The organism is Streptomyces sp. NBC_01314, assembly GCF_041435215.1.
Taxonomy (GTDB): Bacteria; Actinomycetota; Actinomycetes; order Streptomycetales; family Streptomycetaceae; genus Streptomyces.
Genome location: NZ_CP108394.1, coordinates 9,612,890 through 9,639,629 on the forward strand (window position 1 = coordinate 9,612,890; position 26,740 = coordinate 9,639,629).

Below are 26,740 nucleotides of genomic sequence, written 5' to 3' on the forward strand. Positions count from 1 at the left end.
CAGCCCGAGGGGGTCGAACGCTCCGACACCGCCACCCGCGCGATGCCCGCGGCCGCTACCTCGACGCATGCTCCTGGGGCCACGACCGCCACCACCGCGGCAACATCCGACGCTCACCCGGCGCTTTCGCGGGCGGCTGAGGACGCCGCGCCCCCACCAGATGAGACGGCGGCGCGCCGGCCCGGAACGGTCCGGCGCCTTCACGGCCCGCGGGGGAGGGCCTGCGTTGGTGAGGTTGCGGCTTGCGGGGCATGGGGTCCATCTGGTCAATGGTGTGTCCCTCGCCCGCGGCGGACTCCGACGCTGTTTGAATCGTCCAATGACTAAACGTGATGACTCGGCTCTTTTCGGTAATCGATTCTTGATCGCGCCCGCCCCCTCGGAGACGTTCCCCGAGGAAGGTATGGCCGCGACAGACGCGATGAGGCTCGTGGATGTGGATCTCGCCATGGAGGGCGACCCGCAGCGCAACCTCGCCACGTTTGTCACCACGTGGATGGAGCCGGAGGCGCAACGGCTGATCGCCGAGAACCTCCACCGTAATTTCATCGACCATGCGGAGTACCCCATTTCCGCCGAGATCGAGCAGCGTTGCGTGCGCATGCTCGCCGACCTGTTCCACGCGCCGGGCCGGACGACCGGATGCCGGACCCAGGGCTCGTCCGAGGCGATCATGCTCGGCGCGCTGTCGCTGAAGTGGAAGTGGCGCGAGCGCCGCCAGGCGGCGAACCTGTCGACCGACCGGCCCAACCTGGTTTTTGGGGGAGACGTCCACGTTGTGTGGGAGAAGTTCTGCCGCTACTTCGACGTCGAGCCGCGGATCGTGCCGCTTGCCGAGGGTAAGTACACAATCGGCCCTGAAGACGTGGAGCCCCACCTCGACGAGAACACGATCGGCGTCGTCGCCGTCCTCGGCACCACGTTCACCGGCCACAAGGACGATGTCGTCGGAATCGACAAGCTCCTGCGGGACATCCGCAAAGAGCGGGACCTCGACATCCCGATCCACGTCGACGGCGCCAGCGGCGCATTCGTATGGCCCTTCCTCTACCCCGACTCCACATGGGACTTCCGGCTCGAACAGGTCCGTTCGATCAACGTCTCGGGACACAAGTACGGCCTGGTCTACCCCGGCATCGGATGGCTGGTCTTCCGCGAGGAGGCCGACCTGGCCAAGGACCTCGTGTTCTACGAGAACTACCTGGGCAAGACCGACGCGACGTTCACCCTGAACTTCTCCACCGGTGCGTCGATGGTGCTCGCGCAGTACTACAACTTCGTGCGGCTCGGTCGACAGGGCTACACCTACGTCATGAAGATCATGCAGGAGAACGCCCGCGCGCTGGCGGACAACCTGCGCAGCAGCGGCCGCTTCGAAGTGATCGGAAGCGACCTCGAACAGCTGCCCCTGGTCGCTTTCCGTCTCGCAGGCAAGCACGCCTACGACGAGTCCGACATCGCCTGGCAGCTCTCGGCCGAACGGGGCTGGATGGTGCCGGCCTACACGCTTCCGCCGAACGCGGAGCGGGTGAAGATCCTGCGCGCCCTGGTCAAGGAGACCCTGAGCCGTGAGCAGATCGATCGCCTGACCCAGGACATTGCCGACGCCTGCCGCACGTTGGACGACAAAGGGGCGACCCACGGGATCGAGCGGAACCAGGTCAAGCGCGGCACCGGCTACTGACGCACTGTGGCAGAGCAGCAGTGCCGGGTCCGAATGGTGTCATGCGGGACAGCGGCGAGTATGCGACGAGGCTGGAGCCTCAGCGCGATTGCAGGGGACTCCGCTTCTCGGCAAGGGTCCGACTCGTCATCTACGACTACGACGGCACCGCCCTCTGGACATCAGGCGCCCACAAGTGACGACCCCAGAGCCAGATGAATCCATCCCCATCCGGTCAGGCTCGCGGTACGCCTTCTTGAGCGCGGTGCAGGTGACGACCGCCGGCCGGTGGGCTGCGATCTCGCGGTCCGTCCACGATCCGATGGCATCCAGCCGTGGGTTCGAGTCCCACCCGCCCCACTTCCGCAGGTCTCTGACCTGCGGAAACGTTCATCTTCGGGTGTCGGAGCGTCAACTTCGCCTGAACGGACTGAATCCGCCTGGGCCGTGTGTCGTACCCGGTGCGCGACATGACGAGCCGCTTCACAGGACGAAACCGTCGATGACGAGGAGGACGAGCGCCCAGACCGGAGCATGGGGCAGCCACATGAAGTTGGCGAGCATGCTCAGGCCGGCGCTGAACGTCCTGCTCACCGAGCAGGAGATCACCTATCACCACCGGCGACGTCGGCAGGCGCGATGCAGACGGCTATCTCTACATCGTGGATCGCACCAAGGACCTCATCATCCGGGGAGGTTGGGGGAGTTCGAACTCCGTTCCCGAACCGGCGCGATCGGCTCTGCGTGCGCTGTGCCGACCGTCAGATACGGGTGCTGTCCCACTCCGTAGGGCGCGGGTCCGTCCCCGATGTTGGTGGCGGAGACGACCGCTCGACCCCGAACTACGGGTGCTGGACGTGTCCGGCCTGCGGGTCGTCGACACGATCCCGGCCAGGTCGAACCGGTCCGCGTCCTCGCAGTTCAGCAGCGCCCAGTACATCGTCGGCACACCGGCGAAGAAGGTCACGCGCTCGCGCTCCATGAGCCCCGGTCGCTGACTTCGTTCAGCAGGACCGACAGGGCCTTCGCGCGTAGGCTGGACGGGTGAAGCACCAGACCTTGTTGCCGACTGGCTCGAGATTCACCGCGCACATGACATGCGGGCACTTCACATTCCCCAGGTACGGCCAGATACGTGATCACAGTCGGTGATCGATGAGGGCTGGGTCACAGCGGGCTTCCAAGAACGCCTGGTAAGCACGGCGTATGGAGGAACTTGCACGGCTCAGCGATATCGAGCAGGCCGCGGCCGGCGACGGACATCCGGTCTGGGCCGCCCAGGGACAAGGCGGTGACGGCCTGGGGCCGGGGGTACGGGCCTGGTGCCACGGCGCGGCGCTGGCGGTGGCGAGCCCGAACCCTCAACAGGACCGGCTTGCGGTCAAGGGCGGCGGTGCCGACGTGGCCGTGTTGGTGCGGCGGATCCTGGAGGAGATCGGCCCGTCCTACCGAGTCTTGGGGGAAGCTGCCTTGATCGATGCGCTGGTGCGGCAGCTGCCCAACCTGGCGCCGGTCCACAACTTCTTCTGGATGGAGGCCACGTCCCCATCCGGTGCCGCCGCCGCAGGCGTGCGGTGGCTGAACGCCCGCGAGGAGAAGGAGACGACCTCGCTGTTCGACCGCTTCTTCCCTGACTCCTACGCGCAGCCGGGACGCGCGGGCATGCGCCGCTGGGCCGGAGCCGTCGGCGAGGTGGACAGCAGCGTCGGGGCGAAGCCGCTGGCGGTGGCGGCGGACGCGTGGTCCGCGGCCGGGTGCGGGTTCATGGGCGGGGTGGTCACCCACCCCGCCGCCCGCGGACGCGGTCTTGCGCGGCTTCGTCGTGGACGCCCTCGTCAACCAGCACGGCCGCGCCGCGCTCATGGTGCTCACCGGTAACGCGCCGGCCATCGCCACGTATGAACGCCTCGGCATGGCCAAGCGCCTGTTCGGGGCGGCGCACATCGCGGCCCGGTGAGGCCAGGGCTCCACCGTGGCAAGCCGACGCGGACCCGCTCACGCGGAGTGGTCACTGGCGGCCAGACAACTCCCCGCTAACTGGCCGCCAGTGGGGAATCCCGACGGGCCGCTATCAAGGGCCCCATCCACAGGATCTGAAGAACTGCATGCATCCAGGGGCTTGCCCGGTTCCGGCACGCTTCGGCACCATGCGGGGCAATGGGCTGTTAACGGCTATGGAACGTCGACGTCACGGCGGTGCGTCACTCTCGCTGCGAGCACGATGAATCCGGACATCAGGGAGGTGGCGTGATGGATCTCGTATGCGGGCGTCTCGCTGACCTCCGGTGCCGTGTCCACCAGTCGGCGTGGACGCGGGGCCGCGTCGCGCACGGTGGCCAACGTGACCCTGAGGGCTTTCGGGTCTGAGCGTGCCGCGCCAGCTGCTCATGACCTCGAGGTAGCTTTGCCTGCTGGCTGACTACTTCTGATCCCCGGTACACGCCGCCCTTTTCGCGTTCTGACGCGTCGTGCGCCACTACGTGCACGAAGGACGGCACGGCCTTGAGCCCTCACCGGCTGTCCAGCGCCGAGGTGCCTTCTTGGGTGCCGCCGTCTCCCCCTCCCCTTCTCCGCTCCGCCTCGGAGGCCCCCGTGTCACAGGCCCCTGATCCATCCGCGCCCGAATCCGCCGACGGCAGAGCCACCCGCCACCCCGTCGACGAGGTCCTGCCACCCGCCCGTCTGGGCCTGCTCGGTCTACAGCATGTGCTGGTCATGTACACCGGCTGCGTCACCGTCCCGCTGGTCTTCGGAGCCGCGGCCAAGCTGGACACGTCCACCATCGGCCTGCTGATCAACGCTGACCTGCTGGTGGCAGGCCTGGTGACGCTGCTGCAGGCGCTGGGCATCGGCAAGGTGCTGGGTGTGCGGCTGCCGGTCGTCGCCGGTGCCACGTTCACCGCGGTGACCCCGATGATCCTCATCGCGGGTGAGTACGGCATGCAGGCGGTATACGGATCGATGATCGCGGCCGGCGTCTTCGGACTGCTGGTTGCCGTGCCCTTCGCCCGGGCGGTGCGCTTCTTCCCGCCGTTGGTCACCGGCACCGTCATCACCGTGATCGGGCTCTCCCTGATCGGTGTGGCAGCCGGGCTGATCGCAGGGCTGGACTCAACGGCCAAGGACTACGCGGCGCCCTCGCATCTCGCCCTGGCCGGCGGCATCGTGCTCTTCATCGTGCTCGTCAGTCGCTTCACCAGCGGTTTGCTGTCCCAGATCGGCGTGCTGCTGGGCCTGATCGGCGGCACCCTGGTCGCCATCCCGATGGGGCTGACGGACTTCTCCGCGGTCGGCGGCGCCGACTGGCTCGGTGTCGCCTCGCCTTTCCACTTCGGCGCCCCGGAGTTTCCCGTCGCCGCGGTCATCTCCATGTGCGTGGTGATGCTGGTGACGTTCACCGAGTCCACGGCCGACATGCTCGCGGTGGGCGAGATGACCGGCCGCCCGCTCTCCCGGCGTGATCTGGCCCGCGGCCTGGCCGCAGACGGCGTCTCCGGCGTCATCGGCGGTGTCATGAACGGCTTCCTTGACACGGTCTTCGCCCAGAACGTCGGCCTGGTCGGCATGACCAAGGTCCGCAGCCGGTACGTCGCCGCCGTCGCCGGAGGCATCCTCATACTGCTCGGACTCGTGCCCAAGATGGGCGAGGTCGTCGCCTCGCTGCCCGGTCCGGTGGTGGGCGCGGCCGGGCTGGTCATGTTCGCCACGGTCACCGCCGTCGGCATCAACACCCTGCGCAAGGTGGAGTTCGACGGCACCAACAACCTGCTGATCGTCGCCGTCTCCATCGGCGTGGGCATGCTGCCCGTGATGGCCCCGCTGATCTACCACGCCTTCCCGACCTGGGTGCAGATCATCGGCGGCAGCGCCATCACCAGCGCGACCGTAGTGGCGTTCCTGCTCAACCTGCTGTTCAACCACACGCCCGGCCGACGAAAGACGGAGCCGGAGCCGGAGTCGAGACCGGTACAGGCGGTTGCCCCCGACTCCACTCCCGCCATCTGAGCAACCCGGCCATCAGCACTCCGCGGCCCGCTGGGTGCGGGACGCGCCCTCGGCCGGGCTGTGCCACGACTGTGCCGCGCATCGTCGGGCGACCGCGATGTGAGAGGGCGCCACCGGGTGAGGAGCGCCCGGTATGTGGTGGTGAACCGACTTGGTGAGCAGCAGGCCCACATCCCGAGTGCCGACCGGCACCGTAGCGAGGCCGTGACTGCAGGCGGGCGAGGTTCCGCGCGCAGCGACCCCGTGCCGATGCGACCGGTACCGCACGAGAGGGCGTCACGCTCGTCCATGGTGAGGACGACACGTCTCTTGAGCCCACCCCTGGTCATGCGCGCGTAAGCCCGTGCGGCCTCCCGCAGCGGGTAGGTCACGGCCACGCGCAACGCCAGGTCTCCCACCGCCGCCAGGCCGGACAGCGTCGTGAGCATCGCACAGGTCACTCGCGATGACCATGGTCCCCGGCGCTTCGCCGGCTGCACCGCATAGCCGCCGACCGCCCCCTCGGCACCGGTGATGAGCACGGTCTGGCCCGCCTGGATGCCGAGGAGTTCGACGGACTGGGCCGCGGTCAGGCCGTTGAAGGGGATGGTGGCGGCGTGGACCGTGTCGACACCCGCGGGCGCCGCGGCGATCGCCTGCGGAGGAACCACGACGTACTCGGCCTGCCCCCGGTTCAGGCCCAGGGGCAGGCCGTGACTGAACGCGATGACCGGCTGTCCGGGCGTCCAGTGCGTACCCGTGCCGACGGCGTCGACCACGCCGGCGAGGCGACGGTGGGGGCCGCCTCAGGCGGTACCGGCGGTAATGCCGCCGGTACGGGGTGGCTGTGGTGCGGGTGGGCTGGATCATCCTGACCCGGGCGACCGCGCCCTCCGGGTACTGCCGCTGCCCGCCGCCGGTGCGCGTGGCGCCGAGGAGCCGCTGCTCCTCGTAGCAACGCAGCGCCCGAACACAGAGGGATGGTCAGTGGCGGGGCAGGAGGGTGCGCAGGCGGGCGGTGTGCTCGTCGATGGCCTGGGGGCCGTTGCTGGTGAGCAGGCGGACGTCTTCCTCCCAGATGACCTTGATGGCGGTCGGGTTGGTGGTCGTCTGTACCTGGTAGCCGGCGTTCCTGAGGGCTTCGTCGATGAAGTAGCCCATCCGTACCTTCTTGCCGGGGATCTTGAGGTAGCCGTTGCTGAGGACGAAGTGTTCGGCGGATTTGGCGACCGTGGTCACCCGCACGCCGTTGAAGGCGTGCTGGGGGTTGGTGACGACGGTGCCGTCGGGGCTCACCCGGTACTTGGCCGAGGCCATGGCGATGGGGGCGTGGCAGATCAGTGAGATCAGCACCTGGTTCTCCCGCAGGGTGTGCAGGAGTTCGCCGATCCAGGGGTTGTCGACGAAGTCGACCATGGGAGCGTGGCCGCCGGGCATGTGCACGAAGTCGAAGGCGCCCAGGTCGAAGGCGTCCTCGGGGTCGCGGTGTCTGTGCACGAGCTGCTCGACGGAGGGGTAGGTGTGCTCCGGCAGGTCCTGCATCGACTTGATCAGGTCGTCGCGCAGCTGCACGACTTCCTTGTCGCTGTGGGGCAGCGCCTCGGAGACGGGCAGGCGGCCCAGGTAGCGGTGGGAGAGGGCGAGTTCGCTGTCCCGGCGGGCGACGAGCCCAGGCCGTTTGGCGCGGAAGGTGTCGACATCGAAGCGGAAGGCCTGGGCCGCGGTGGCCGAGACCGTTGCGGAGCTGAACTTGGCCGCGGCGTGCATCGACAGGGCCAGGCCGTTGATCTCGAGCTGCGGGACGATCCCGCCGGGGGTGGCGAAGGTGAAGTCGTACTCGTCGCCGAATTCCTTGAGGATCTGCGCCAGTTCGACCAGGTAGAACCCGGTGGATACGCCGGGGTGGCCTGCCGGTTCGGTGAGCGGCAGGACAGCTGCCGACGGGATGACGATCAGTGCCTTGGGCTTGGACGAGGTGGGGGTGTTCATGGCGGGGCCTTCTTTTCGCTCTGCGAGCTGGGGGAGTGGAGGGCGCGCTTCTCGGTTGCGGACCGTCGCGCCGTGGGGAGCGATCCCTGGATGTCAGGCGGTGGTCGCGGCCGGTGTGTAGATCGTGGCGGGGTCGAGGGCGAGCTGTGCTTTGACCTGTGCGGAGAGCGGGTCGGCTATGACTTCGGACTGATTCGCCTCGACCCCGTCGAGCGCGGCCCTGACGACGTCGGCGGGGTCGTTCAAGTCGAACGGGAACGACAGTCCCCGGGCCAGGTCGGTGTCGGTCGGCCCCATATACACGCCGGCCACCAGTGTGTTCTGGCCGGAGAGTTCGAGGCGGACGCTGTTGGTCAGGCTCCAGGCAGCGGCCTTGGCCGCGTGGTAGGCGCCCCAGTGCTCGGAAGGGACCCAGGACGCCGCCGACAGGACGTTGACGATCGCCCCGCCGCCACCTGCCTTCAGGATCGGAGCGAAGGCCCGGATCATACGCAACGGGCCGTAGTAGGCGGTGTCCATCTCCAGCTCGATCTCGTCCAGGTCACCGCTGACCAGCTCGTTCATGGTGTTGATGCCGGCGTTGTTGACCAGCAGCGTCACGTCCGAGGCGGCTTCCGCCACGGCGGCGACGGAGACCGGGTCGGTGATGTCGAGCGCGAGCACCTCCGCCCCGGGCAGATCAACGCTCTCGGGGTTGCGCGCGGTGGCGTACACCTTCGTCGCTCCCCGCTCCAGCAGCTGGGTGACGAAGTGGCGGCCGAGGCCGCGGCTCGCACCGGTGACGAGAGCGACGGAGTTGGCGATGTCCATGGGGGGTGGTCCTTCACGTCGGTATGCGTCGTCGGGAGCTCCCTGATGGGCCCGACAACAGCCACGTTAGAACCTCACGCTAACGTCAGGTGCAAGTCTATGAGTGCGAGACTTCAGCGACGTCAGGCACTTCGGCGCGTCGTTCGACCTCCTCAAAGCAGAAGCCTGGGATTGATCCGATTTGACGGACATCCGAGATCAGGGGTTCAGCCCCGGGAGGATGGCCATCATGGAGAGCATGGGGAAGAAGAAGCCTCGGCCTCGCCGTTCGTTCACGCCGGAGGTCAAGGCCGAGATCGTCGAGTTGTGCCGGCGTGGTGACCGCTCGGTCGGTCGGATCGCCAAGGATTTCGATCTGACCGAGACCGCGGTGAGGCTGTGGGTGAGCCAGGCCGAGGTCGACGCGGGCGAGCGCGACGGGCTGACCAGCAGTGAACGCGAGGAGTTGGCCGCGCTGCGGCGGGAGAACCGCCGACTGCGCGAGGACGTGGAGGTCCTCAAGCGTGCGACGGCTTTCTTCGCGAAGGAGACCCGGTGACGGTGCACCCGTTCATCGAGGCGGAGAAGCAGAGCGGCCACAGCGTCAAGCGTGCGTGTGAACTGTTGCAGGTCTCCCGAACCGCCTTCTACGCCCGCCGCACCGGTACTCCCTGCCCGCGGGCGGTCCGTGACACCGAGCTGACCGAACAGATCACGGCCGTGCACGAACGCTCGCGTGGCACCTACGGCGCCCCGCGCGTGCATGCCGTACTCAAGCGGGAGGGCTCCGGACGCCGCCGCCGCGTCGCCCGGCTGATGCGGGCCGCCGGCCTGCAGGGCCGACACCGCAGACGGCGGCACCTGACAACGATCCCGATCCACGAGCCGCTATCAAGCCCGACCTCGTTGACCGGGACTTCCGGCCTGATGTCACGGCCCTGGACGCTCGCTGGTGCGGTGACATCACCTATATCCCGACCGAGGAGGGCCGGCTCTACCTGGCCACGGTCATCGACATAGCCTCCCCCGAACTCCCTTCCCAGGGTGACGAATTGCTGACTGGTGTGCTGACAGCCGCGGCTATGTGGCCAGCTGAGGTCATCCATCTTCGGATCGATCAATGCCACGTGCCGAAGACAGGATGGGGGATGCTCAACCTCTCGGGCGGGGTTGTCACGTCCGGCAAGGAGTGGACCGACGACGGCGAGGTGCACGAAGTGCACTCGCTCAAGCGTCGTGCGGCAAGCGCGACGCGGCCTGTTCCCATCCCGCCGCAATTCGTACGCATGCTGCGTGCCCATGTGAAACGGTTCGACGTGGCAGCCGACGGCCGACTCTTCCGGAACCAGGCTGGCAACTACGTGGACGCTTCCGCATACGGCATCACGTGGGCGCGGGCCCGGGAACACGCTCCGACTCGTACCGAGCGGACTTCACGTCTGGCCAAGCGACCTTACGATCTCCGGCACGCCGGGATCTCGTTCTGGCTCTACTCCGGGGTGGACCCGGCCGAATGCGCCCGCCGCGCCGGCCAGAGCATCGAGGTTCCCTTCCACCTCTACGCCAAGTTCCTCGACGGCCTTCGAGAGCAGGCGCACCGCCTCATCGAGCAGTCCATCAACGAGTGGCAGAGCGTCAGCCAAGGTGACGCCCCCGAGGGCTGAAGCGGGGGTTTGGTCCGTGACTGGTCCGGAGGTACTGGTCAGGATGGGTACAGCAGTGGGAGGAATTCGGAGTTAGCACGCAAACCGGGCTCGGTCGAGAGCGGGCTGAGTGAAAGGCGCCTGACGGGTGAAAACCCAGGTCAGGCGCCTTTCTCCGTACGTCTGGAAGAAGCCCAGCTTCTTCCAGACGTACGGCGGCGACGGTCGCGCGGCTGCTGGGCTGCACGGCTGAGGCCGGAGCGAAGGTCCTCAAGCGGCTCCAGGAGCACGGCGTCGCGGACATGGTGCGGCAGGAGACCGGCTCGGGTCTGCACGCGCGGTCGGGGGTGCGCCCGGTGCCGGTTGCTGATGCTCACGGCGTGGCCGTGCGGGAGGCCCCGCCGGGTTGCGACCGCCGTGTTTCCAGACCTCGCCGGTACGGCATCCGGAGATCTTGAGCCCTGATGGCACTCTTTGGAATCTGGCCGCCCCCTGCTCAGGGATGACCCCACACCTGCTCACGATTCCCAGCTGCGGAATGCGATGACCTCCGCGGGGCAGGGTGCCGGTTTGTTCATCGGCGGTGATCAGAGCTGGTTCGTGATCCTTCGGCCGAGCTGTTCGAGGAACTCCTGCAAGCTGGCCGCGACGAGATCGCAGTCGTCGAACGAGGCAGTACTGGCCTTCCAGACTTGACCGCCGCCTCCGATCGCGAACAGATGGCCCCCGCCGTCGCTTGCGAATACCGGTGCGATCCACTCGCCGTCGATCGGAGCGGGGCCGTACTCACGGAAGTGTTCGGCCACCGACGTTGGTGAGTGGATGAAGTACCCGCTGTCGACATCGGGCAGAGAAGCCTCGCTGATCACGCAGTAGAGCGTGGTCAGATCTGAGGGGATCGGCGTGAGGTCCACGAGTGCGCTCGTCGCCGCGTGACTGTCGTCAGTTGCGAGCATCACGGCGTTATGGCCGGGTGGGAACCCGTGCGTCGGGAGGAACGACTGCATCAGCTTCGTCAGCGCCGCATCGGCCTGCTCCCACCAGGACCGGACCCACTCCGCATCAAGCCGCTCACCTGGCACGTTTCCCCCTCGAATACGTGTGGGACCGCTGGCGCGAGCCCGGAAGAACATATCGGAGGGCTCGGCGTGGGGTGCGAGTAGAACCGCGCTCTTCCGATCCGCCGCTCCTGGATCGGGCAAACCTGCTCAGGCGATTTCCCTACTCATCGTGTGATCTCGCCCGGCGTGTCGAACTGGGATCGGTGTGTCGTGGAGAGCCTGCGTGCGCAAGTTCGGCCTGTTCGGGGGCCTGGATGCTTACGCGGGAGGAAGACGTGGATGCTCACGCACTGCGTCGTCAGGGTTGGACGATCTCGGCGATCGCGCGACATCTGGGACGTGACCGCAAGACGATCCGCGCCTATCTGAACGGCGATCAGGTTCCTGGCCAACGACGTCAGAGCCCGGACGCCTTCGTACCCTTCCTGCAGTACTGTCGGCAGCGGCTCGATGATGATCCGCATTTGTGGGCCTCCACTCAGTTCGACGAGGTCAGGGACTTGGGCTGATGAGGGCGGCTACTCGACCTTCACCCGTGCGCTTCGCCGCTACCAGGTCCGGCCGCACTGCGAGCCGTGTCATGCCGCGACGGGCCGGAATGTGGCGGTGATCGCGCATCCGCCGGGCGAGGAGATCCAGTTCGACTGGCTGGAGCTTCCGGATGCGCCGGAGTCATGAGGAGTGGGCGAGCACGCTCACGTGCTGGTCGGGGCGCTCGCGCATTCGGGCCGGTGGCGGGCGGTGCTGGCGGAGTCCGAGGACTTTCCGCACCTGGTCCAGGCCCTCGACCAGGCGGTCCGCAAGCTGGGCGGGACCGCGAGGCGGTGGCGCTTCGACCGGATGGCCACGGTCTGTTACCCCTCCAGCGGGCAGGTCACCGCGTCTTTCGCCGCGGTCGCGAAGTACTACGGCGTCGGAGTCGACATCTGCCCTCACCGACGCGGCAACCGCAAGGGCGTCGTCGAGAAGGCCAACCACTCGGCAGCCCAACGCTGGTGGCGCACGGTTCCCGACGCGCTGACCGTCGTCCAAGCCCAGTCCGGCATCGAGAAGCTCGCCGTCCGCATGGACGAACGCCGCCGGTCGGTGGACGGCATCAAGGTCACCGTCGGTGAGCTTGCCGCCGCTGAAATGCTGCTCGACGTCCCGGTCCGGCCGTTGCCGGCCGAGCTGGAGGTCGAGCGGCCCGTGAGCCCGCAGTGCCTCGTTTCCTTCGACGGGAATCTGTATTCCGTCCCGCCGGGACCCGCCGGCACCCAGGGCAGGGTCCTGCACCGGCTCGGTGAGAGCCATCTCGACATCGCCACCGCCGGATGGGCTGTAGTTGCCCGCCACCGCCACCGCCACCGCCACCGCCACCGCCACCGCCACCGCCACCGCCGCGCGCCGCGCGGAGCCGGCCAGACAGTGCGGGATGCCGGACACGTCGTCGCGCTCGAACGTGAGGTCCTGGCCTCCTTCTCGGACCGGGCTCCCTGCAAGAACAAGGTCCGCAGACCGCCCTCCGACGCCGCACGGGCGGAAGCCGAGCGGCCGCGCGGCCAGCAGGCCGCCGCTGGTGATCCCGCCGAACGGGTCGTGATCGACCTGTCCCACTATGCCGTCGTGGCCGACCGGCTGCGGACCGTTCCCTCACCGAAGGAGGAGAACACGGAGTGAGTACGTCCCCGATGCAGATGAGCGAAGCACGCCGCTTTCAGCAGCTGCGAGGCCACCTGCATCATCACCTGGACCTTCCCTGACAAGACGGCGACAGCACCCGCGCAGATCCTCGGCAGTTTCAGCCCCGGCTCGGGCTCGTGGCTGTGGGCCTGGGCCAACAAGAGCATCCTCCCCGACATGAGCCGTGACGCCCGCAGCTTCCGGGACTGGGCAGAAGACAACGGGCATCCCGCTCTCGCCAAGCCGAAGATCGAGGCCGATGAGAAGGCCGCTGGGACGCTTGTGGCCTTGGCTGTTCGGGTCACCGAGGCGACCGGCTATTACCGGGGCCCGGGAGGCAACTCCGCCGTGATCATCACGTTCGGTCCGGTCACTCTGACCACCGCCGACGGCAGTGTCTCCAACTTCAACTTCAACATCAATATCGACTAGCGCCGGAGACCTGGGCGGAGCTCGACGCCTGGGCCTCAGCGCTCAGGCGCCGAGCGGAAAACTCCTGCGGTCAGCTGTCCTTCGCGGTCGCCGTTCCGTTCTTGTCGGTGGGGTTCCTGGGGCGCTTGTTGGGGCGGTAGCTGGGGCCGTTCATGATGACCTGGTGGCTGGTGTTGATCAGCCGGTCCAGGAGCGATTCGGCGACGACGGGGTTGGGGAACAGGGGATACCAGTCGCTGGGTGCCCGGTTGCTGGTGATGATCAGGGATCGTCCCTGCCGCTCGCTGACCAGCTCGTAGAAGTCGTCGGCCTGGGCGGCGGTCATCTGGCGCATCGCGAAGTCGTCGAGGATCAGGACGTCGGGGCGGATCAGCTCGCGCATGCGCTTGTCCCAGGTGCGGTCCGCGTGGCCGCCGGCGAGCTCGGCCACGATCCGGCTGGTCTTGGCGAAGTGGACGTTCGCGCCCTGGCGGACGGCGAGGTGCCCCAGGGCCTGGGCGATATGGGTCTTGCCGACACCGACCGGCCCGAACAAAATTACGGACTCCCCGGCATGGAGCCAGCACAGAGCGGCCAGATCTCGGATCTGGGCGGCCGGGAGCTTGGAGGAGGCGGTGAAGTCGAACTCCTCCAAGGTCACCTGCTGCTCGAACTTGGCGCGGTGCAGACGGCGTTGGAAGGCGACGGTCTCGCGGCGGGTGATCTCGTCCTGACACAGGACCTGGAGGAAGTCCAGGTGGCCGAGCTCTCCGCCGTGGGCTTGGGCCAGGCGGGCGTCGAGGGTCTCCAGAGGTCAATGCCGTGTCCGGTGGTGACCGCGTCGATCAGGGCTTGGAGCTCGGAGGGCGGATCCTTGTCCGTCCAGGCTCGCCACCATCGGTTGAGGGTGACGGCGGGGGTGAGCCAGGAGCGGATGGCCCGTAAGGCCCTGGGCCAGCAGGGCTGTTGGGGCTGGTGGGGTCCGGTTGGTCCCCCTCTCTGGCCCCTCTTCGGGGCACGGGTCCGGCGCGCTGGCATCCAGGGGTCCGGGTGAGGTGAACCACTGGTCCCAGCAGAAGGAGAAGGCGCAGTTGACCAGGGTCTGGTGGCGGCGGATGGCGCGGTCGGAGCGGACCTGGAAGTCGGCCCAGCCGAGTTCGTCCTTGATCTGCTTGTAGCTCTGCTCGATCCACGGCCGCAGGCCGTAGAGGCGGACGATCTCGGCGAGGTCGGCGGGCGGGTGCGGTGCTGGTGGCGGCGTGAGGTGCGTCGGGGTGGGGCAGGTTGGTGGCCAGGTACCAGGTGGCCTTCTCCGGCAGGCCGGCCGGATACATCGAGCACCGGTGGGACCGTACCTCGGGTAATACCCGCCGTACGCTGGCTGACGCCCTGGCGACCATCACCCCGGCCCTTGTCGAGCCGGGGTCTCTCTACAAAGAACCGCACGTACTACGGCGGGCGCTGTACTCGTGGGCCTTCAACAAGAACGCCTGGAAGTCCCGGCCGCGCGAAGAGTGGCAGGCCGCGCTGGACTGGCTGCAGCGACGCTCGCTGCCTGTCAGTGAGCTGGAGGACCCTGTCGTACTGCGCCGCGGGCTGGACGCCCTCTGCCGCAAGGTGGACGGCACGGCAGCCGCCGCGAAGACTGCGAAACGGAAGAAGGCCGCAGTCAACGAGGTCTTCGGGGCAGCCGTTGAACGCGGATACTTCTCGCACGATCCGCTGAACGGTCTTCGCTGGACGGCGCCAGAGGTCGCGGACGAGGTCGACCCCGACTGCGTGCCAAATCCGGCCCAGGTCGCCCGACTGCTCGCAGCCGTCAGGGCCCTGCCCGGCAAGGGCCCTCATCTGTACGCCTTCTTCGGCTGCATGTACTACGCCGCCATGCGCCCGGCAGAGGTCATTCACCTGAAGCAGACCCAGTGCCGTCTGCCGCCGAGCGGCTGGGGCCTGCTGAACCTCAAGGGCGGTGTGGTGACTGCCGGCAAGGAGTGGACCGATGACGGTACTGTCCACGAAATCCACTCGCTGAAACGGCGCGCGGCCAAGGCCACGCGCCCCGTACCCATACCTCCCGTACTCGTCCAGATGCTGCGCGAGCACATACAGCACTTCGGCGTCGCAACCGACGGGCGTGTGTTCCGAAACGCGGCCGAGAACTACATCGAGCCCTCGGTGTACGGCATCACATGGGGACGAGCCCGCGAGGCTGTCCTCACTCTTGAGGAGCAGACCCTCGAACTGGCCAAGCGCCCCTACGGCCTGCGCCACGCCGGCATCTCGTTCTGGCTGGCTTCCGGCGTCGACCCCGCCGAGTGCGCGCGCCGAGCCGGGCAGAGCATCCATGTCCTGTTCCGCTACTACGCCAAGTTTCTTGCCGAAACACGAGACCACGCCAACCGGCTGATCGAGGAGTCGATGAGGCATTGGGAGGAATCGGGGGCCGGCGGCCGTTGAAGGCACGTCAGCCGGAATCTGGCCCGGATATATCCCGGAACAGCTGGTCAGAGGTGGGACAGCGGTGGGAAATATCGGGAGCAGAGCCGTATTTCGACTCGTTGCCTAAGAGTAGTCCCCGGAGGGCGCCTGGCGGGCATTTGCCCAGGTCAGGCGCCCTTTTTCTGCGTCTAGAAGAAGCCCAGCTTCTTCGGCGAATACGACACCAGCAGATTCTTCGTCTGCTGGTGGTACACGCGAGACGCCTGCTCTGAGCTGCGGATACGAGTCCGCCGTCCGCGGTGGGTGGCGACTTGGCCCGGGAATGGTCCGGATCTTGATCTCGGACAGAGATCCGGACCGTCCCCGGGTACTCGGCAGTTGAACGATGGGTTCACCGGGTGGCGCATTAGTGCTGCCAGTGACGCGAAGGGACCGTGCGTTCCGACCGGGCGGCTTCGCAGTTTCAGGCGGTCGACGGCTGCCAGGGCGGCCTGCCGGTGTACTGCTGCGCGGAGCGCTCCGGCGTGTGCCTCGCATTCGTCGCGCATCGAGGTGCTGCGGGCCCGCCCTCACAGGGCGGCACGTGCCCCGGCGAGTTCGCGTCCAGTGACCAACTCGCAGGCGATCCGCACGAAGACCTCGCCCCGCATCGGCATCCAGGAGGAGGGGCCGCTCCGGGACAGGCGTTCGTGCTCGGCAGGGTCGGTCACCACCGCAGCCCGCCCGGTGACGACGACGCTCCAGCCGGACCGGGTGGCCGGGTCGAACTCGTCCCCCTCGAAAGCGACCACGACGCCGTCGATCGCGCGCACGAGGTCGGAGGCCGCCGACGTGCACAGCAGGACGGAGGCATCGGTGTCGAGGGCGAAGTTGACCGGGAGGACCGCAGGCAGCGCCTGCCGGGTGTACACCACGCGGCCGACCGGCACCTTGGCCAGCAGGCGGATGCACTCCTGCCTGTCGAGAGCGCGAAAGGCATCGTTCTGAACCATCAGCCCATCGTCAGTGCGCCAATCGAACATGGGTAGGGCCGGTCGGCCTCTTCTGAGTCCCCGAGTGGCCGCGGGAGGAGATCGGCCGTGGTGTCCGGGAGTGAACTTGAGGACTGTCTGGCCAGGGCCTGATGGCCGATGCGGCGCGACGCACAATACGGACAGCGGATGCGGGCCGCTCCACAGGCCAGAGTCTGCTGTTCCTCCGTGCGCCCGGCATCGCCGCCGTACAAGCGCATGGGAAGGGACGGGCACCATTCCAGTCGTCGACGACGGAGAGCAGCGGTGCGGTGTCAGGGACGTCGATACCCGGGCCGGGCATGGCTGATGCCGACCCTGTCCACCGTCGGTTTCGCCGTGCACTTCTGGGCCCAGGCCCCGCTCAGCCCGCTCAGCCCGCTCAGCCCGCTCAGCCCGCTCAGCCCGCTCAGCCCGCTCAGCCCCCGGTTCAAGGACACCCCGCAGCTCAGCTCCTTCCAGCGGTCGCTACTGGTGGCCGTACCGGTTGTGGTCCTGGTGCGGGGGAGTCACCTCGTTCGTGGCTCGCCTGTCTCCGGCTGTTCCAGATGGGAGGCGAGGACCGCGGCCTGGACCCGGCGCTGTACGCCGAGCTTGGCCAGCAGGCGGGAGATGTGGTTCTTGACGGTCTTCTCGGAGAGATAGAGCTTCTTGCCGATCTCGCGGTTGGTGAGGCCTTCGCCGATCAGCGCCAGGATGTCCCTCTCGCGCGGGGACAGGCTCGCCAGCTCGGACGGTACGGCGGGGGTGGCGACGGGTTCGGCCCGCAGCGAGCGCATCAGACGGGCCGTGGTCGCGGGGTCCAGCATCGACTGGCCCGAGGCGACCGTGCGCACCGCCGAGACGAGGTCGGAGCCCTTGATCTGCTTGAGGACGTAGCCGGAGGCGCCGGCCATGATCGCGTCGAGCAGAGCCTCCTCGTCGTCGAACGAGGTCAGCATCAGACAGGCCAGCTCCGGCATCTGGTTGCGCAGCTCGCGGCAGACCGAGATGCCGTCGCCGTCGGGGAGACGCACATCGAGGACGGCGACGTCGGGGCGCAGCGCCGGGCCGCGAACGAGAGCGCGCTCGACCGTGCCGGCATCGCCGATCACCGAGATGTCCGGCTCGGAGTCGAGCAGGTCGGCCAGGCCCCGGCGGACGACCTCGTGATCGTCCAGCAGAAACACACGGATCGGGTTCTGCTCGTCGAAAGTGCGTGGCTCAGGCATCACGGCCCCTCGTTCCCCGGTGGAGGACAGACTGCGGGTTGTCCATGGTGACGATCATTACCCGCCCGGACCGGACGCACCAGGGCCGGTCGGCCCCACTCGCAAGGGCCACCCGGTGACGGCGACCGTAAGGAGGGGACCGGCCGGCGCCACGGGCGCCGTCGCGGTCCGGCGGTCACGCAGGACGCACGCCGTCGGTGCCGTCCACGGGCGCCTGTGTCGGCTCACCGGGACCGGTGAACTCGAACCGCACGTCCACGACCCCCTCCACAGCGGGCACCAGCCGTGTCGCCACCGGCACCAGCGAGGTGTCGCGGATGTGGCAGACGAGCTTCACGACGCCGTCCCGCACCTCCACGCGCACGGATGAGGCCGGTGTGGGGAAGAGGTAGGACACGATCTCGCGGCGGACCGCCTCGGTGAACTCCTTGTCGGTGCGGAGGAAGACCTTGAGCAGGTCGGCTCGGCTGACGACGCCTTGGAGCATCCCCACGGCATCGACCACCGGGAGCCGCTTGACCTTGGCCCGGGCCAAGGTGCGGGCGGCCTGGGCCGACGTGGCGTCGGGTGCACGGTGAGGGCGGGGGAGGCCATCAGTTCTTCCGAGGCCACCCCGTCGGCCTTCGCCAGATCGGACAGGCGGCGCAGCTGGGTGTACCGGTCGGGGTCGCTGTCGCGGAACTGCTCCTTGGGCAGGAGGTCGGCTTCGGAGACGACACCGACGACGCGGCCCTCGCCCTCGATGACGGGCAGGGCGCTGACCTTCCAGTCCTGCATGAGCCGCACGATCTCCTTGAAGGTCGCCCCGCGACCGACCGCGGCGACCGTGTGGGTCATGACATCGCTGACGATGTGCGGGGTGCCGTGCATGGCCACTTCTTCGTGTCTCGTTCCGGGCGCGTTCAGATGACGCTGCCGGCGCCGTACGGGGCGTACAGGTCCAGCAGACGTGTCCGGGCCGAGCGCAGACGGTGCGCCAACACCTGCCCCACCCACTGGCTGACGTCGTTGCCCAGGGCGGGGTCGTCCTGGCACATGGACCGGACGGCGGTCGCGTCGAACTCGTAGGCCCGGATCGGTGTCGTCGCCGCGGCGCCCATGTGCCAGGAGTGAGGTGCGAAGAGCCAGGACCAGCCGACCAGTTCGTTGTGCCCGAGACTCTCGATGACCGCCGCCCGTCGGCCCGGCACCCGCATGTCGAGTTCGACCGTGCCGGTGCGGATGATCCAGAAGCGGTCGGCGCGTCCACCCTCCTCGAACAGACGTGTTCCTTGGGGGACGGACACCTCCCGGGCGACGCGCATGAGCCGCTGACGGTGCTCGGCGGACAGTGTGCGCAGCATGCTGGGGGTGGGGGGAGCGTTCATGACGTGCCTCCGCTGCCGGGTGTACGGACTTCCCTCACCAGGGTGTTCCGGGGCGTCGGTGCCGGCCATGGGCCACCCGGTCCATCGCACGGGCCGTTCGGTACCGGAGGCAGGGCTGCGGAACACCGGCTCGTGGGGTGGGGCCGAGGAGTTGGGGCGGGCCTCTCGGTCCGGGACCTTCGGAACCTGCGTGGGCCGTCCGGCCGCTGCCACGACGCCGGTACGAGGCGGAAGCCTCGATCGCGGATCGACACCTTCGCAAGCCACCCGTTCAAGGAGCACAGCCATGCCCGGATCCGCCCCCAGCCGCGAGCGGGAAGCACCCAAGCAGGCTCTTGGCCTGCCCGCCGCCTCCGCGCTCGTGATCGCAGCGTCATCGGCACCGGAGTCTTCGCTCTGCCGTCCGCGCTCGCCCCGTACGGGCCGGTCTCCCTGGTCGCCTTCATCGCCGTGACGCTGGGCGCGCTCGCACTGGCGCTGACCTTCGGCGCACTGTCGAAGCGCGTGCCGGCCGACGGCAGACCGTACGTCCACGCCCGCGAGGCGTTCGGTGAGTTCACAGGCTTCCTGAACGCCTGGTCCCACTGGATCACCGCGTGGGCCGGGAACGCGGCCGTCGTGGTTGCGTGGGTCGGCTACGTCGAGGTTTTTGTCAACACCGGGCACAGGACGCGGGTCTCGATGTCGATCGCGCTGATCGGGCTCTGGATTCCGGCGCCGATCAACCTGTCCGGGGTCCGCAACATCGGCGCAGGTGGTCACGGCCGTGCTGAAGTTCGTCCCGCTGGTCTTCATGGCCACCCTCGGGCTGTTCTTCATCGACCCGGACAACTTCGGCGCCTTCAACGCCAGTGGCCGGTCGGTGCTCGGCGCGATCTCCGCGGCGGCCGCCATCGCCCTGTTCAGTCACCTCGGCCTGGAGGCCGCCTCTAGCCCTGGCCGCCGTCTCGGCCGGCAACACCCTGGGCCTCGGCAAGGTCTGGGCCGGGCTCCCGCTCGTCCGCGACAGCCGCTGGCTGCGCTGACCACGGAGGCGTGGCGGGCTCGCCGTTGGGTCCGCCGCACCCGACACCGGAAAGGGCCGGTCGGCCCATGGCAGGGACCTGCGGCCCCTGCCATGGGCCTCGTCCAAGAACGATGCTGAACCGGGACCCCGATTCAGCGCATTCGGAAGGTGGAGAACATGACCCGCACCATCACCGTCGGCCTCGACGGGTCGCGCGAGAGCCGCGCGGCGGCCATGGGGGCACCTCCCACGCCCTTAAGGCAGTGGGGGAGGGCGGCCCGTGAGGCAGGGCTGCTCGGTCTGCCGCTGAAGCTGGTCCATGTCTGGGAGCCCGTACCGGATCCCATCGCGCAGGCGCCACTGTTGGGCGCGGAGACCCATGAGCACTGGCCCGAGCGAATTCCCCGCGAGGCGGCCGAAGGGCTCCGTGTGCGCCACCCCCGGTGTCGACGTCACCACCGAGCAGTTGTCCGGCCACCCCTCCGAGGTGTTGGCGGGTGCGGCGAAGGACGCCGAGCTGCTGGTGCTGGGCTCGCGCGGTCTGAGCGGGATCAGCGGATTCATGGTCGGCTCGGTCGGTCTCTCCGCGCTGGCGCACGCCGAACGGTCGGTCGTCCTCGTCCGGGCCGGCGAACAGGCCGCCGACGAGCACGAGATGGACCCGGCCGGCATCCCGTCCGCCGCGACCCCGTTCCGGCACGTCGTCCTCGGCTTCGACATCGAGAGTCCCGACGAAGAAGTGATCGAGTTCGCGTTCGCGGCGGCCGGCCGCCGTCGTACGTCCCTGCGGGTCGTCCACGGCTGGAACCCGCCCCCGTACTACGCCTACGGGCTCTCAGTGGACCTCGAACTCCACGGGGCCCTCGCCCGCCGCGAGACCACCGCCCTGACCGAGATGCTGCGCCCGTGGCGGGAGAAGCACCCGGACGTCGAGGTCACCGAGGAATCCCACTACGGCACCCCCGGCAACCATCTCGTCGACGCCTCCCGCGACGCCTCGCTGGTCGTCGTGGGCCGCCGCATCCGCCGTAATCCGTTCGGCGCCCACATCGGCCCCGTCACGCACGCCGTCCTGCACCACTCCACCGCCCCCGTCGCCGTCGTCCCCCACCACTGACCTCACCCCGTGACCCACCCCGAGGAGCAGCAACCATGAAGGCAGCGGTCGTACGAGCATTCAGCGAGCCCCTGGTCATCGAGGAACGCCCCGACCCCGAGCCCGGCCCCGGCCAGGTCCGTGTCCGGGTCGAGGCGTCCGGGCTGTGTCACACCGACATCCATGCCGCCCACGGCGACTGGCCCGTCAAACCCGACCCGCCGTTCGTCCCCGGTCACGAAGGCGTCGGCCTCGTCGAGAAGCTCGGCGACGGCGTCACCCACCTGAGCGTCGGGCAACGGGTCGCCGTGCCCTGGCTCGGCAGGGCCTGCGGACGGTGCGAGCACTGCCTGTCCGGCTGGGAGACGCTGTGCGAGCAGCAGATCAACACCGGCTACGGCTGCGACGGTGGATACGCCGAGAAGATGCTGGCCTGGGCCGACTTCGCGCAGGTGGTGCCCGAGGGCGTCACCGCCGTCGACGCCGCCCCGCTGACCTGCGCCGGCGTGACCACGTACAAGGCACTGAAGGTCGCCGAGGTGCGGCCCGCGCAGCTGGTCGCGATCTCCGGCATCGGCGGACTCGGCCACCTCGCCGTGCAGTACGCCAAGATCGCCGGAGCCACGGTGGCCGCGATCGACGTCACCGACGAGAAGCTCGAACTCGCCACCGAACTCGGTGCCGACATCGTCATCGACGCCCGCAAGGAGAACGTCGGCGAGGTCCTCAAGCGGCACGGCGGCGCCCACGCGGCCATCGCGCTCGCGGTGAACGAAGCGGCCTTCGCGGCCGTCAACGCGGGGCTGCGGCGCGGCGGCAAGCTCGTCATGGTCGCCCTGCCCGCCCACGGCACCGTCCAGGTCCCGATCTTCGACACGGTCCTGAACGGTACGAGCGTCATCGGCTCGATCGTGGGCACCCGACAGGACCTCGCCGAGGTCTTCCAGCTGCACGCGGCCGGCCGGACCCGGGTCATCTCCGAGACCCGACCGCTGGCCTCCGTCAACGAATCCATCGACGAGGTGCTGCGCGGCCAGGTCAAGGCCCGGATCGTGTTCGACCTCGGTGCGGGACGGTGAGGGAGATGGCGATGGACCTGCCGATCGTCGTCGGCGTCGACGGCTCCGAGGCCGGCCTGCGGGCCGTGGACTGGGCGGCCGACGAGGCGGCCCTGCGCGGGGCACCGCTACGCCTGGTGTACGCATCGCTGTGGGAGCGGTACGAGGGCGCTCAGCTCGCCGAGGACCTGGAAAAGCCGTCCGAGCGGGTTCGGGCCGAGGACATCGTGGAGAGCGCCGCGCGGCGAGCCCGCCTCCGCCGGTCCGAGGTGAAGATCACCACGGATGTGCTGCCCGAGGAACCCGAGTACACGCTGCTGCGGGAGAGCCGCAGCGCCTCCCTGCTGGTGACCGGCACCCGGGGCCGCAGCGCCCTCACGGAAGCGCTGCTGGGCTCGGTGAGCCTGACGGTGGCCGCGCACGCGCACTGCCCGATGATCGTCGTACGCGGCAGCCACGACAACCAGGCCCTGCCCGCGACGCACGGCCGCGTCGTCGTCGGCGTGGGGGAGAAGCCGACGTCCTCGGCGGCGGTGCGCTTCGCCTTCGAGGAGGCGCGGCGACGTGGGGCGCGGGTCGATGCCGTACGGGCCTGGCGGTGCCCCGCGCACGAGACCATCGACCATCCTCCCCCGGACTCCGTCCGGGGGTACCCCCAGCTGACCGGGGAGCCCGCGCGGCTGCACGAGCAGCGGGCGGCGGAGGCTCTGGAGTCGGCGCTTCAGGACGCCCCCGCCGATGTCGTACTGCACCGCCGCACGGCTGAGGGCCACGCCCGGAACGTGCTGGTCGACGCCTCGCGCGACGCCGACCTCCTGGTCGTCGGAGCCAAGCGCCGGCAGCGGCACTTCGGACTCCAGCTCGGCCGGGTGACGCACGGGGTGCTGCACCACTCCGCCTGCCCGGTCGTGATCGTGCCCGAGCCGGAGTGAGCGCGGTGACCGGCTGGTCAGAGACTCGCCGCGTGGTCGGGGACGTACGTCTGCAGATCGCGCGGCGGACGCTGGTAGCCGGTCGACGCCGGGCGCGCGGGCAGGTCCAGCACCGGTGGCGGGACCTCGTGGTACGGCACAGAGTCGAGCAGGTGGGCAATCATGTTCAGCCGCGCCCGGCGCTTGTCGTCGCTCTCGACCACGTACCAGGGCGCTTCGCGGATGTCGGTGTGCACCAGCATCTCGTCCTTCGCCCGGGAGTACGCCTCCCAGTGGGTGATCGACTCCAGGTCCATAGGCGAGAGCTTCCAGCGACGCAGCGGGTCCTCCAGACGGCGCCGGAACCGCTCCTGCTGCTCGGTGTCGCTCACCGAGAACCAGTACTTGCGCAGCAGGATCCCGTCCTCGACCAGCATCCGTTCGAAGACCGGGCACTGGCGGAGGAACAGCTGGTGCTCCTCCTTCGTGCAGAAGCCCATCACGTGCTCGACACCGGCCCGGTTGTACCAGGACCGGTCGAACAGCACGATCTCCCCGGCGGCCGGAAGATGCTCGGCGTACCGCTGGAAGTACCACTGGGTGCGCTCGCGCTCCGTCGGCTTGGGGAGCGCCGCGATCCGGGCGACGCGCGGGTTGAGGTGCTCGGCGACCCGCTTGATGGTGCCGCCCTTGCCCGCCGCGTCGCGCCCCTCGAAGACCACGACCAGCCGGGCGCCCTCCGCCCGCACCCACTCCTGCAGCTTCACCAACTCCGTCTGCAGACGCAGCAGTTCCGTCTCGTACACCGCGCGCGGCAGTTTCGTCGTCTTCTTGCCGGCCATGCCGCCTCCACCGCCCCATGATCCCCGTCGATGAGTTCCGGAGTCACCCATGACCAAGGTCGAACACCAGAACGCCACCGTACTGACCGATGACGAACTGCGCACCCTGGACGCCCACTGGCGGGCCGCCAACTACCTGACCGTCGGACAGATCTACCTGCTGGCCAACCCGCTGCTGACCGAGCCGCTGCGCCCCGAGCACATCAAGCCCCGGCTGCTCGGCCACTGGGGCACCTCTCCCGGACTCAACCTCGTGTACACCCACCTCAACCGGGTGATCAAGGCGCGCGGTCTCGACGCGCTGTGCGTCTGGGGCCCCGGGCACGGCGGGCCGTCCGTGCTCGCCAACTCGTGGCTGGAGGGCAGCTACAGCGAGACCTACCCCGACGTGCCGCGCGACGCGGAGGGCATGGCACGGCTGTTCCGGCAGTTCTCCTTCCCCGGCGGGGTGCCCAGCCACGTCGCACCCGAGACGCCCGGCTCCATCCACGAGGGCGGCGAGCTCGGCTACTCGCTGGCGCACGCGTACGGCGCCGCGTTCGACAACCCCGACCTGCTCGTGGCGTGCGTGATCGGGGACGGCGAGGCGGAGACCGGGCCGCTGGCCGCCGCCTGGCATTCCGACAAGTTCCTCGACCCGGTGCACGACGGAGCGGTCCTGCCGATCCTCCACCTCAACGGCTACAAGATCGCCAACCCGACGGTGCTCTCCCGCCTTCCCGAGTCCGAGCTGGACGAGCTGCTGCGGGGATACGGCCATGTGCCGATCCATGTGACCGGTGAAGACCCGGCGCAGGTGCACCGCGCGATGGCCAGGGCCTTCGAGGAGGCACTGGACCGTATCGCCCTGATGCAGCGGACGGCCCGCGAGGACGGTGTCGCCGAGCGGGTGCACTGGCCGGTGATCGTGCTGCGCACGCCGAAGGGCTGGACCGGCCCCGCAGAGGTCGACGGGGTGCCCGTCGAGGGCACCTGGCGCGCGCACCAGGTTCCGCTGGCCGGTGTTCGGGAGAACCCGGACCATCTGCGGCAGTTGGAGGCCTGGCTGCGCTCGTACCGGCCCGCCGAACTGTTCGGCCCGGCCGGCCGGCCTGTCGCCGACGTCCTCGCCTGTGTCCCCGAGGGCTCCAGGCAGCTTGGCTCCACCCCGCACGCCAACGGCGGGCTCCTCGTCCGCGACCTGCCCATCCGGTCCCTCGACGACTTCGCCGTACCGGTCGACAAACCGGGCACGACGCTGCACGAGCCCACCCGGGTCCTCGGCGACCTCCTGGAACAGGTCATGAACGACACCCGCCTGCGCCGGGACTTCCGGATCGTCGGCCCGGACGAGACCGCCTCCAACCGGCTCCAGGCCGTCTTCGACGCCAGCGGCAAGGCCTGGCAGGCCGAGCGCCTGCCGGTGGACGAACACCTGGACCGGCACGGGCGGGTGATGGAGATCCTCTCCGAACACACCTGCCAGGGCTGGCTGGAGGGCTACCTCCTCACCGGCCGGCACGGGCTGTTCTCCTGCTACGAGGCGTTCGTCCACATCGTCGACTCCATGGTCAACCAGCACATCAAGTGGCTGAAGACGTCACGGGAACTGCCCTGGCGTGCGCCCATCGCCTCCCTCAACTACCTGCTGACGTCGCACGTGTGGCGGCAGGACCACAACGGTTTCTCCCATCAGGACCCGGGCTTCGTCGACCACGTCCTCAACAAGAGCCCCGAGGTCGTACGGGTCTATCTGCCGCCGGACGCCAACACCCTGCTGTCGGTGGCGGACCACGCCCTGCGCAGCCGCGACTACGTCAACGTGATCGTGGCCGGCAAACAGCCCTGCTTCGACTGGCTGTCCATCGAGCAGGCCCGCGCCCACTGCGCGCGGGGCGCCGGGATCTGGGAATGGGCCGGCACGGAGAACGGCGGCGAACCGGATGCCGTGCTCGCCTGCGCCGGGGACGTTCCCACCCAGGAGGTGCTGGCCGCCGCCCAGCTGCTGCGCCGCCACCTGCCGCAGCTCGCCGTCCGCGTCGTCAACGTCGTCGACATGACCCGGCTGCTCCCGCGTGAGGAACACCCGCACGGGATGAGCGACTTCGAGTACGACGGCCTGTTCACCACCGACAAGCCGGTGATCTTCGCCTACCACGGCTACCCGTGGCTGATCCACCGCCTCGCCTACCGCCGCACCGGCCACAAGAACCTGCATGTACGCGGCTACAAGGAGTCCGGCACCACCACGACACCGTTCGACATGGTCGTCCGCAACGACCTCGACCGCTACCGCCTGGTCATGGACGTCATTGACCGCGTCCCCGGCCTCGCCGTCCGTGCCGCCGCCGTACGCCAGCAGATGGCCGACGCCCGCACCCGCCACCAGGCCTGGATCCGCGAGCACGGCACCGACCTGCCCGAGGTCGCCGACTGGACCTGGAGCACCTGAAAACCCCTGTAGGAGCAGAGGAAGGAACCGGCCCATGGGATCGGCCCCGACACCCGCAACGAGAGGGCTCAATTAAGGGCCGGTCTCCCGCCCACTGAACTGGTGGTCGACCGTCCCGGCCGCGCAGCCGTGCCTCGGTCCGGGCCCAGTCGACCGCGGAAGGGGTG

General features: G+C 68.9%; 26 protein-coding genes and 2 pseudogenes. 16 read left to right on the forward strand and 12 right to left on the reverse strand.

The genetic code is table 11. The annotated features are described in order from the left end of the window. The first annotated feature begins 274 nt into the window (after positions 1-274). The 3 genes from OG622_RS42290 to OG622_RS42300 all read left to right on the forward strand — a co-directional run bounded on the left by OG622_RS42290 (position 275) and on the right by OG622_RS42300 (position 3,541). Complete coding sequence (locus OG622_RS42290) at positions 275-1,684, forward strand: glutamate decarboxylase (protein WP_371582107.1); 1,410 nt, start codon at positions 275-277, stop codon at positions 1,682-1,684. Positions 1,685-2,520: 836 nt separating this feature from the next. Next, positions 2,521-2,661 (forward strand): hypothetical protein, encoded by a 141-nt coding sequence (locus OG622_RS42295; RefSeq protein WP_371582109.1) that lies wholly within the window; start codon positions 2,521-2,523, stop codon positions 2,659-2,661. A gap of 208 nt (positions 2,662-2,869) precedes the next feature. Next, positions 2,870-3,541, forward strand: coding sequence for a GNAT family N-acetyltransferase (locus tag OG622_RS42300; protein ID WP_371582110.1), 672 nt, complete (start codon positions 2,870-2,872; stop codon positions 3,539-3,541). A 294-nt stretch (positions 3,542-3,835) separates the two neighbouring features. Here the strand turns inward: OG622_RS42300 and OG622_RS42305 are convergent, their stop codons facing one another. Next, entirely contained in the window at positions 3,836-3,994 is a 159-nt protein-coding gene (locus OG622_RS42305; protein WP_371582112.1) for a hypothetical protein, read from the reverse strand. A gap of 261 nt (positions 3,995-4,255) precedes the next feature. Between OG622_RS42305 and OG622_RS42310 the strand changes: the two genes are divergently transcribed. Next, a complete protein-coding gene (locus OG622_RS42310; protein ID WP_371582113.1) occupies positions 4,256-5,668 on the forward strand; it encodes a nucleobase:cation symporter-2 family protein in 1,413 nt (470 codons plus the stop codon). Between the two features lie 276 nt (positions 5,669-5,944). Here OG622_RS42310 and OG622_RS42315 read toward each other — a convergent pair whose 3' ends face one another. The 3 genes from OG622_RS42315 to OG622_RS42325 all read right to left on the reverse strand — a co-directional run bounded on the left by OG622_RS42315 (position 5,945) and on the right by OG622_RS42325 (position 8,446). Further along, positions 5,945-6,610 carry a hypothetical protein gene (locus OG622_RS42315; RefSeq protein WP_371584394.1) on the reverse strand — a complete coding sequence of 222 codons (666 nt, stop codon included), beginning with the start codon at positions 6,608-6,610 and terminating at the stop codon, positions 5,945-5,947. 21 nt (positions 6,611-6,631) lie between these two features. Continuing rightward, entirely contained in the window at positions 6,632-7,636 is a 1,005-nt protein-coding gene (locus tag OG622_RS42320; protein WP_371582115.1) for a DJ-1/PfpI family protein, read from the reverse strand. 93 nt (positions 7,637-7,729) lie between these two features. Then, positions 7,730-8,446, reverse strand: a complete 717-nt coding sequence (locus OG622_RS42325) for an SDR family oxidoreductase (RefSeq protein WP_371582117.1) — start codon at positions 8,444-8,446, stop codon at positions 7,730-7,732. Positions 8,447-8,675: 229 nt separating this feature from the next. Here OG622_RS42325 and OG622_RS42330 point away from each other — a divergent pair, with 229 nt between their 5' ends. From OG622_RS42330 to OG622_RS42340, 3 genes are read left to right on the forward strand one after another with little or no spacing between them, the layout of a single operon-like run. Beyond that, positions 8,676-8,984 carry a transposase gene (locus OG622_RS42330; RefSeq protein ID WP_371582119.1) on the forward strand — a complete coding sequence of 103 codons (309 nt, stop codon included), beginning with the start codon at positions 8,676-8,678 and terminating at the stop codon, positions 8,982-8,984. A gap of 2 nt (positions 8,985-8,986) precedes the next feature. Beyond that, complete coding sequence (locus OG622_RS42335; RefSeq protein WP_371584395.1) at positions 8,987-9,445, forward strand: IS3 family transposase; 459 nt, start codon at positions 8,987-8,989, stop codon at positions 9,443-9,445. A 32-nt stretch (positions 9,446-9,477) separates the two neighbouring features. Further along, a complete protein-coding gene (locus OG622_RS42340) occupies positions 9,478-10,089 on the forward strand; it encodes a hypothetical protein (RefSeq protein ID WP_371582121.1) in 612 nt (203 codons plus the stop codon). Between the two features lie 566 nt (positions 10,090-10,655). Here the strand turns inward: OG622_RS42340 and OG622_RS42345 are convergent. Further along, positions 10,656-11,150: a hypothetical protein gene (locus tag OG622_RS42345; RefSeq protein ID WP_371582122.1), complete on the reverse strand. Its 495-nt coding sequence runs from the start codon at positions 11,148-11,150 to the stop codon at positions 10,656-10,658. Between the two features lie 254 nt (positions 11,151-11,404). Between OG622_RS42345 and OG622_RS42350 the strand changes: the two genes are divergently transcribed. From OG622_RS42350 to OG622_RS42360, 3 genes are all read left to right on the forward strand, one after another. Further along, entirely contained in the window at positions 11,405-11,638 is a 234-nt protein-coding gene (locus tag OG622_RS42350) for a hypothetical protein (protein ID WP_371582124.1), read from the forward strand. A gap of 172 nt (positions 11,639-11,810) precedes the next feature. Beyond that, on the forward strand, positions 11,811-12,788 hold the full coding sequence (locus OG622_RS42355) for a transposase (protein WP_371582125.1): 978 nt from the start codon (positions 11,811-11,813) through the stop codon (positions 12,786-12,788). A gap of 63 nt (positions 12,789-12,851) precedes the next feature. Next, positions 12,852-13,223, forward strand: a complete 372-nt coding sequence (locus tag OG622_RS42360) for a DUF6882 domain-containing protein (protein ID WP_371584396.1) — start codon at positions 12,852-12,854, stop codon at positions 13,221-13,223. A 70-nt stretch (positions 13,224-13,293) separates the two neighbouring features. Here OG622_RS42360 and istB read toward each other — a convergent pair whose 3' ends face one another. Further along, positions 13,294-14,013, reverse strand: coding sequence for an IS21-like element helper ATPase IstB (gene istB / locus OG622_RS42365; RefSeq protein WP_371584397.1), 720 nt, complete (start codon positions 14,011-14,013; stop codon positions 13,294-13,296). A 476-nt stretch (positions 14,014-14,489) separates the two neighbouring features. Between istB and OG622_RS42370 the strand changes: the two genes are divergently transcribed. After that, complete coding sequence (locus tag OG622_RS42370; RefSeq protein ID WP_371582126.1) at positions 14,490-15,659, forward strand: integrase; 1,170 nt, start codon at positions 14,490-14,492, stop codon at positions 15,657-15,659. A 551-nt stretch (positions 15,660-16,210) separates the two neighbouring features. On the opposite strand, the gene OG622_RS42375 is transcribed toward OG622_RS42370, so the two are convergent. From OG622_RS42375 to OG622_RS42395, 5 genes and pseudogenes are all read right to left on the reverse strand, one after another. Further along, entirely contained in the window at positions 16,211-16,633 is a 423-nt protein-coding gene (locus OG622_RS42375) for a pyridoxamine 5'-phosphate oxidase family protein (RefSeq protein ID WP_371582128.1), read from the reverse strand. Positions 16,634-16,926: 293 nt separating this feature from the next. Further along, positions 16,927-17,091: a hypothetical protein gene (locus tag OG622_RS42380; RefSeq protein WP_371582129.1), complete on the reverse strand. Its 165-nt coding sequence runs from the start codon at positions 17,089-17,091 to the stop codon at positions 16,927-16,929. A gap of 69 nt (positions 17,092-17,160) precedes the next feature. Beyond that, on the reverse strand, positions 17,161-17,862 hold the full coding sequence (locus tag OG622_RS42385) for a response regulator (protein WP_371582130.1): 702 nt from the start codon (positions 17,860-17,862) through the stop codon (positions 17,161-17,163). Positions 17,863-18,037: 175 nt separating this feature from the next. Continuing rightward, positions 18,038-18,732: pseudogene (locus OG622_RS42390) on the reverse strand (CBS domain-containing protein). A gap of 32 nt (positions 18,733-18,764) precedes the next feature. Then, positions 18,765-19,229, reverse strand: a complete 465-nt coding sequence (locus OG622_RS42395) for a cyclic nucleotide-binding domain-containing protein (protein WP_371582131.1) — start codon at positions 19,227-19,229, stop codon at positions 18,765-18,767. Between the two features lie 132 nt (positions 19,230-19,361). Between OG622_RS42395 and OG622_RS42400 the strand changes: the two genes are divergently transcribed. The 4 genes and pseudogenes from OG622_RS42400 (at position 19,362) to OG622_RS42415 (ending at position 23,321) form a co-directional block, all read left to right on the forward strand. Continuing rightward, positions 19,362-20,162: an APC family permease gene (locus OG622_RS42400; protein ID WP_371582133.1), complete on the forward strand. Its 801-nt coding sequence runs from the start codon at positions 19,362-19,364 to the stop codon at positions 20,160-20,162. A 250-nt stretch (positions 20,163-20,412) separates the two neighbouring features. Further along, a pseudogene (locus OG622_RS42405) lies at positions 20,413-21,352 on the forward strand (universal stress protein). A 35-nt stretch (positions 21,353-21,387) separates the two neighbouring features. Next, a complete protein-coding gene (adhP, locus tag OG622_RS42410; RefSeq protein ID WP_371582134.1) occupies positions 21,388-22,410 on the forward strand; it encodes an alcohol dehydrogenase AdhP in 1,023 nt (340 codons plus the stop codon). A 5-nt stretch (positions 22,411-22,415) separates the two neighbouring features. Next, positions 22,416-23,321 carry a universal stress protein gene (locus tag OG622_RS42415; RefSeq protein WP_371582135.1) on the forward strand — a complete coding sequence of 302 codons (906 nt, stop codon included), beginning with the start codon at positions 22,416-22,418 and terminating at the stop codon, positions 23,319-23,321. Between the two features lie 17 nt (positions 23,322-23,338). Here the strand turns inward: OG622_RS42415 and ppk2 are convergent, their stop codons facing one another. Beyond that, on the reverse strand, positions 23,339-24,142 hold the full coding sequence (gene ppk2, locus OG622_RS42420) for a polyphosphate kinase 2 (RefSeq protein ID WP_371582136.1): 804 nt from the start codon (positions 24,140-24,142) through the stop codon (positions 23,339-23,341). 49 nt (positions 24,143-24,191) lie between these two features. Between ppk2 and OG622_RS42425 the strand changes: the two genes are divergently transcribed. Beyond that, positions 24,192-26,573, forward strand: coding sequence for a phosphoketolase (locus OG622_RS42425; protein WP_371582137.1), 2,382 nt, complete (start codon positions 24,192-24,194; stop codon positions 26,571-26,573). The last annotated feature ends 167 nt before the right edge of the window (positions 26,574-26,740 follow it).

Excerpts from the sequence above, each read along its gene's own strand:
- OG622_RS42395 (WP_371582131.1), bottom strand. The coding sequence starts at position 19,229 with ATGAACGCTCCCCCCACCCCCAGCATGCTGCGCACACTGTCCGCCGAG.
- adhP (WP_371582134.1), top strand. The coding sequence starts at position 21,388 with ATGAAGGCAGCGGTCGTACGAGCATTCAGCGAGCCCCTGGTCATCGAG.
- OG622_RS42415 (WP_371582135.1), top strand. The coding sequence starts at position 22,416 with ATGGCGATGGACCTGCCGATCGTCGTCGGCGTCGACGGCTCCGAGGCC.
- OG622_RS42385 (WP_371582130.1), bottom strand. The coding sequence starts at position 17,862 with ATGCCTGAGCCACGCACTTTCGACGAGCAGAACCCGATCCGTGTGTTT.
- OG622_RS42320 (WP_371582115.1), bottom strand. The coding sequence starts at position 7,636 with ATGAACACCCCCACCTCGTCCAAGCCCAAGGCACTGATCGTCATCCCG.
- OG622_RS42330 (WP_371582119.1), top strand. The coding sequence starts at position 8,676 with ATGGAGAGCATGGGGAAGAAGAAGCCTCGGCCTCGCCGTTCGTTCACG.
- OG622_RS42325 (WP_371582117.1), bottom strand. The coding sequence starts at position 8,446 with ATGGACATCGCCAACTCCGTCGCTCTCGTCACCGGTGCGAGCCGCGGC.
- OG622_RS42375 (WP_371582128.1), bottom strand. The coding sequence starts at position 16,633 with ATGGTTCAGAACGATGCCTTTCGCGCTCTCGACAGGCAGGAGTGCATC.
- OG622_RS42425 (WP_371582137.1), top strand. The coding sequence starts at position 24,192 with ATGACCAAGGTCGAACACCAGAACGCCACCGTACTGACCGATGACGAA.
- OG622_RS42300 (WP_371582110.1), top strand. The coding sequence starts at position 2,870 with ATGGAGGAACTTGCACGGCTCAGCGATATCGAGCAGGCCGCGGCCGGC.
- ppk2 (WP_371582136.1), bottom strand. The coding sequence starts at position 24,142 with ATGGCCGGCAAGAAGACGACGAAACTGCCGCGCGCGGTGTACGAGACG.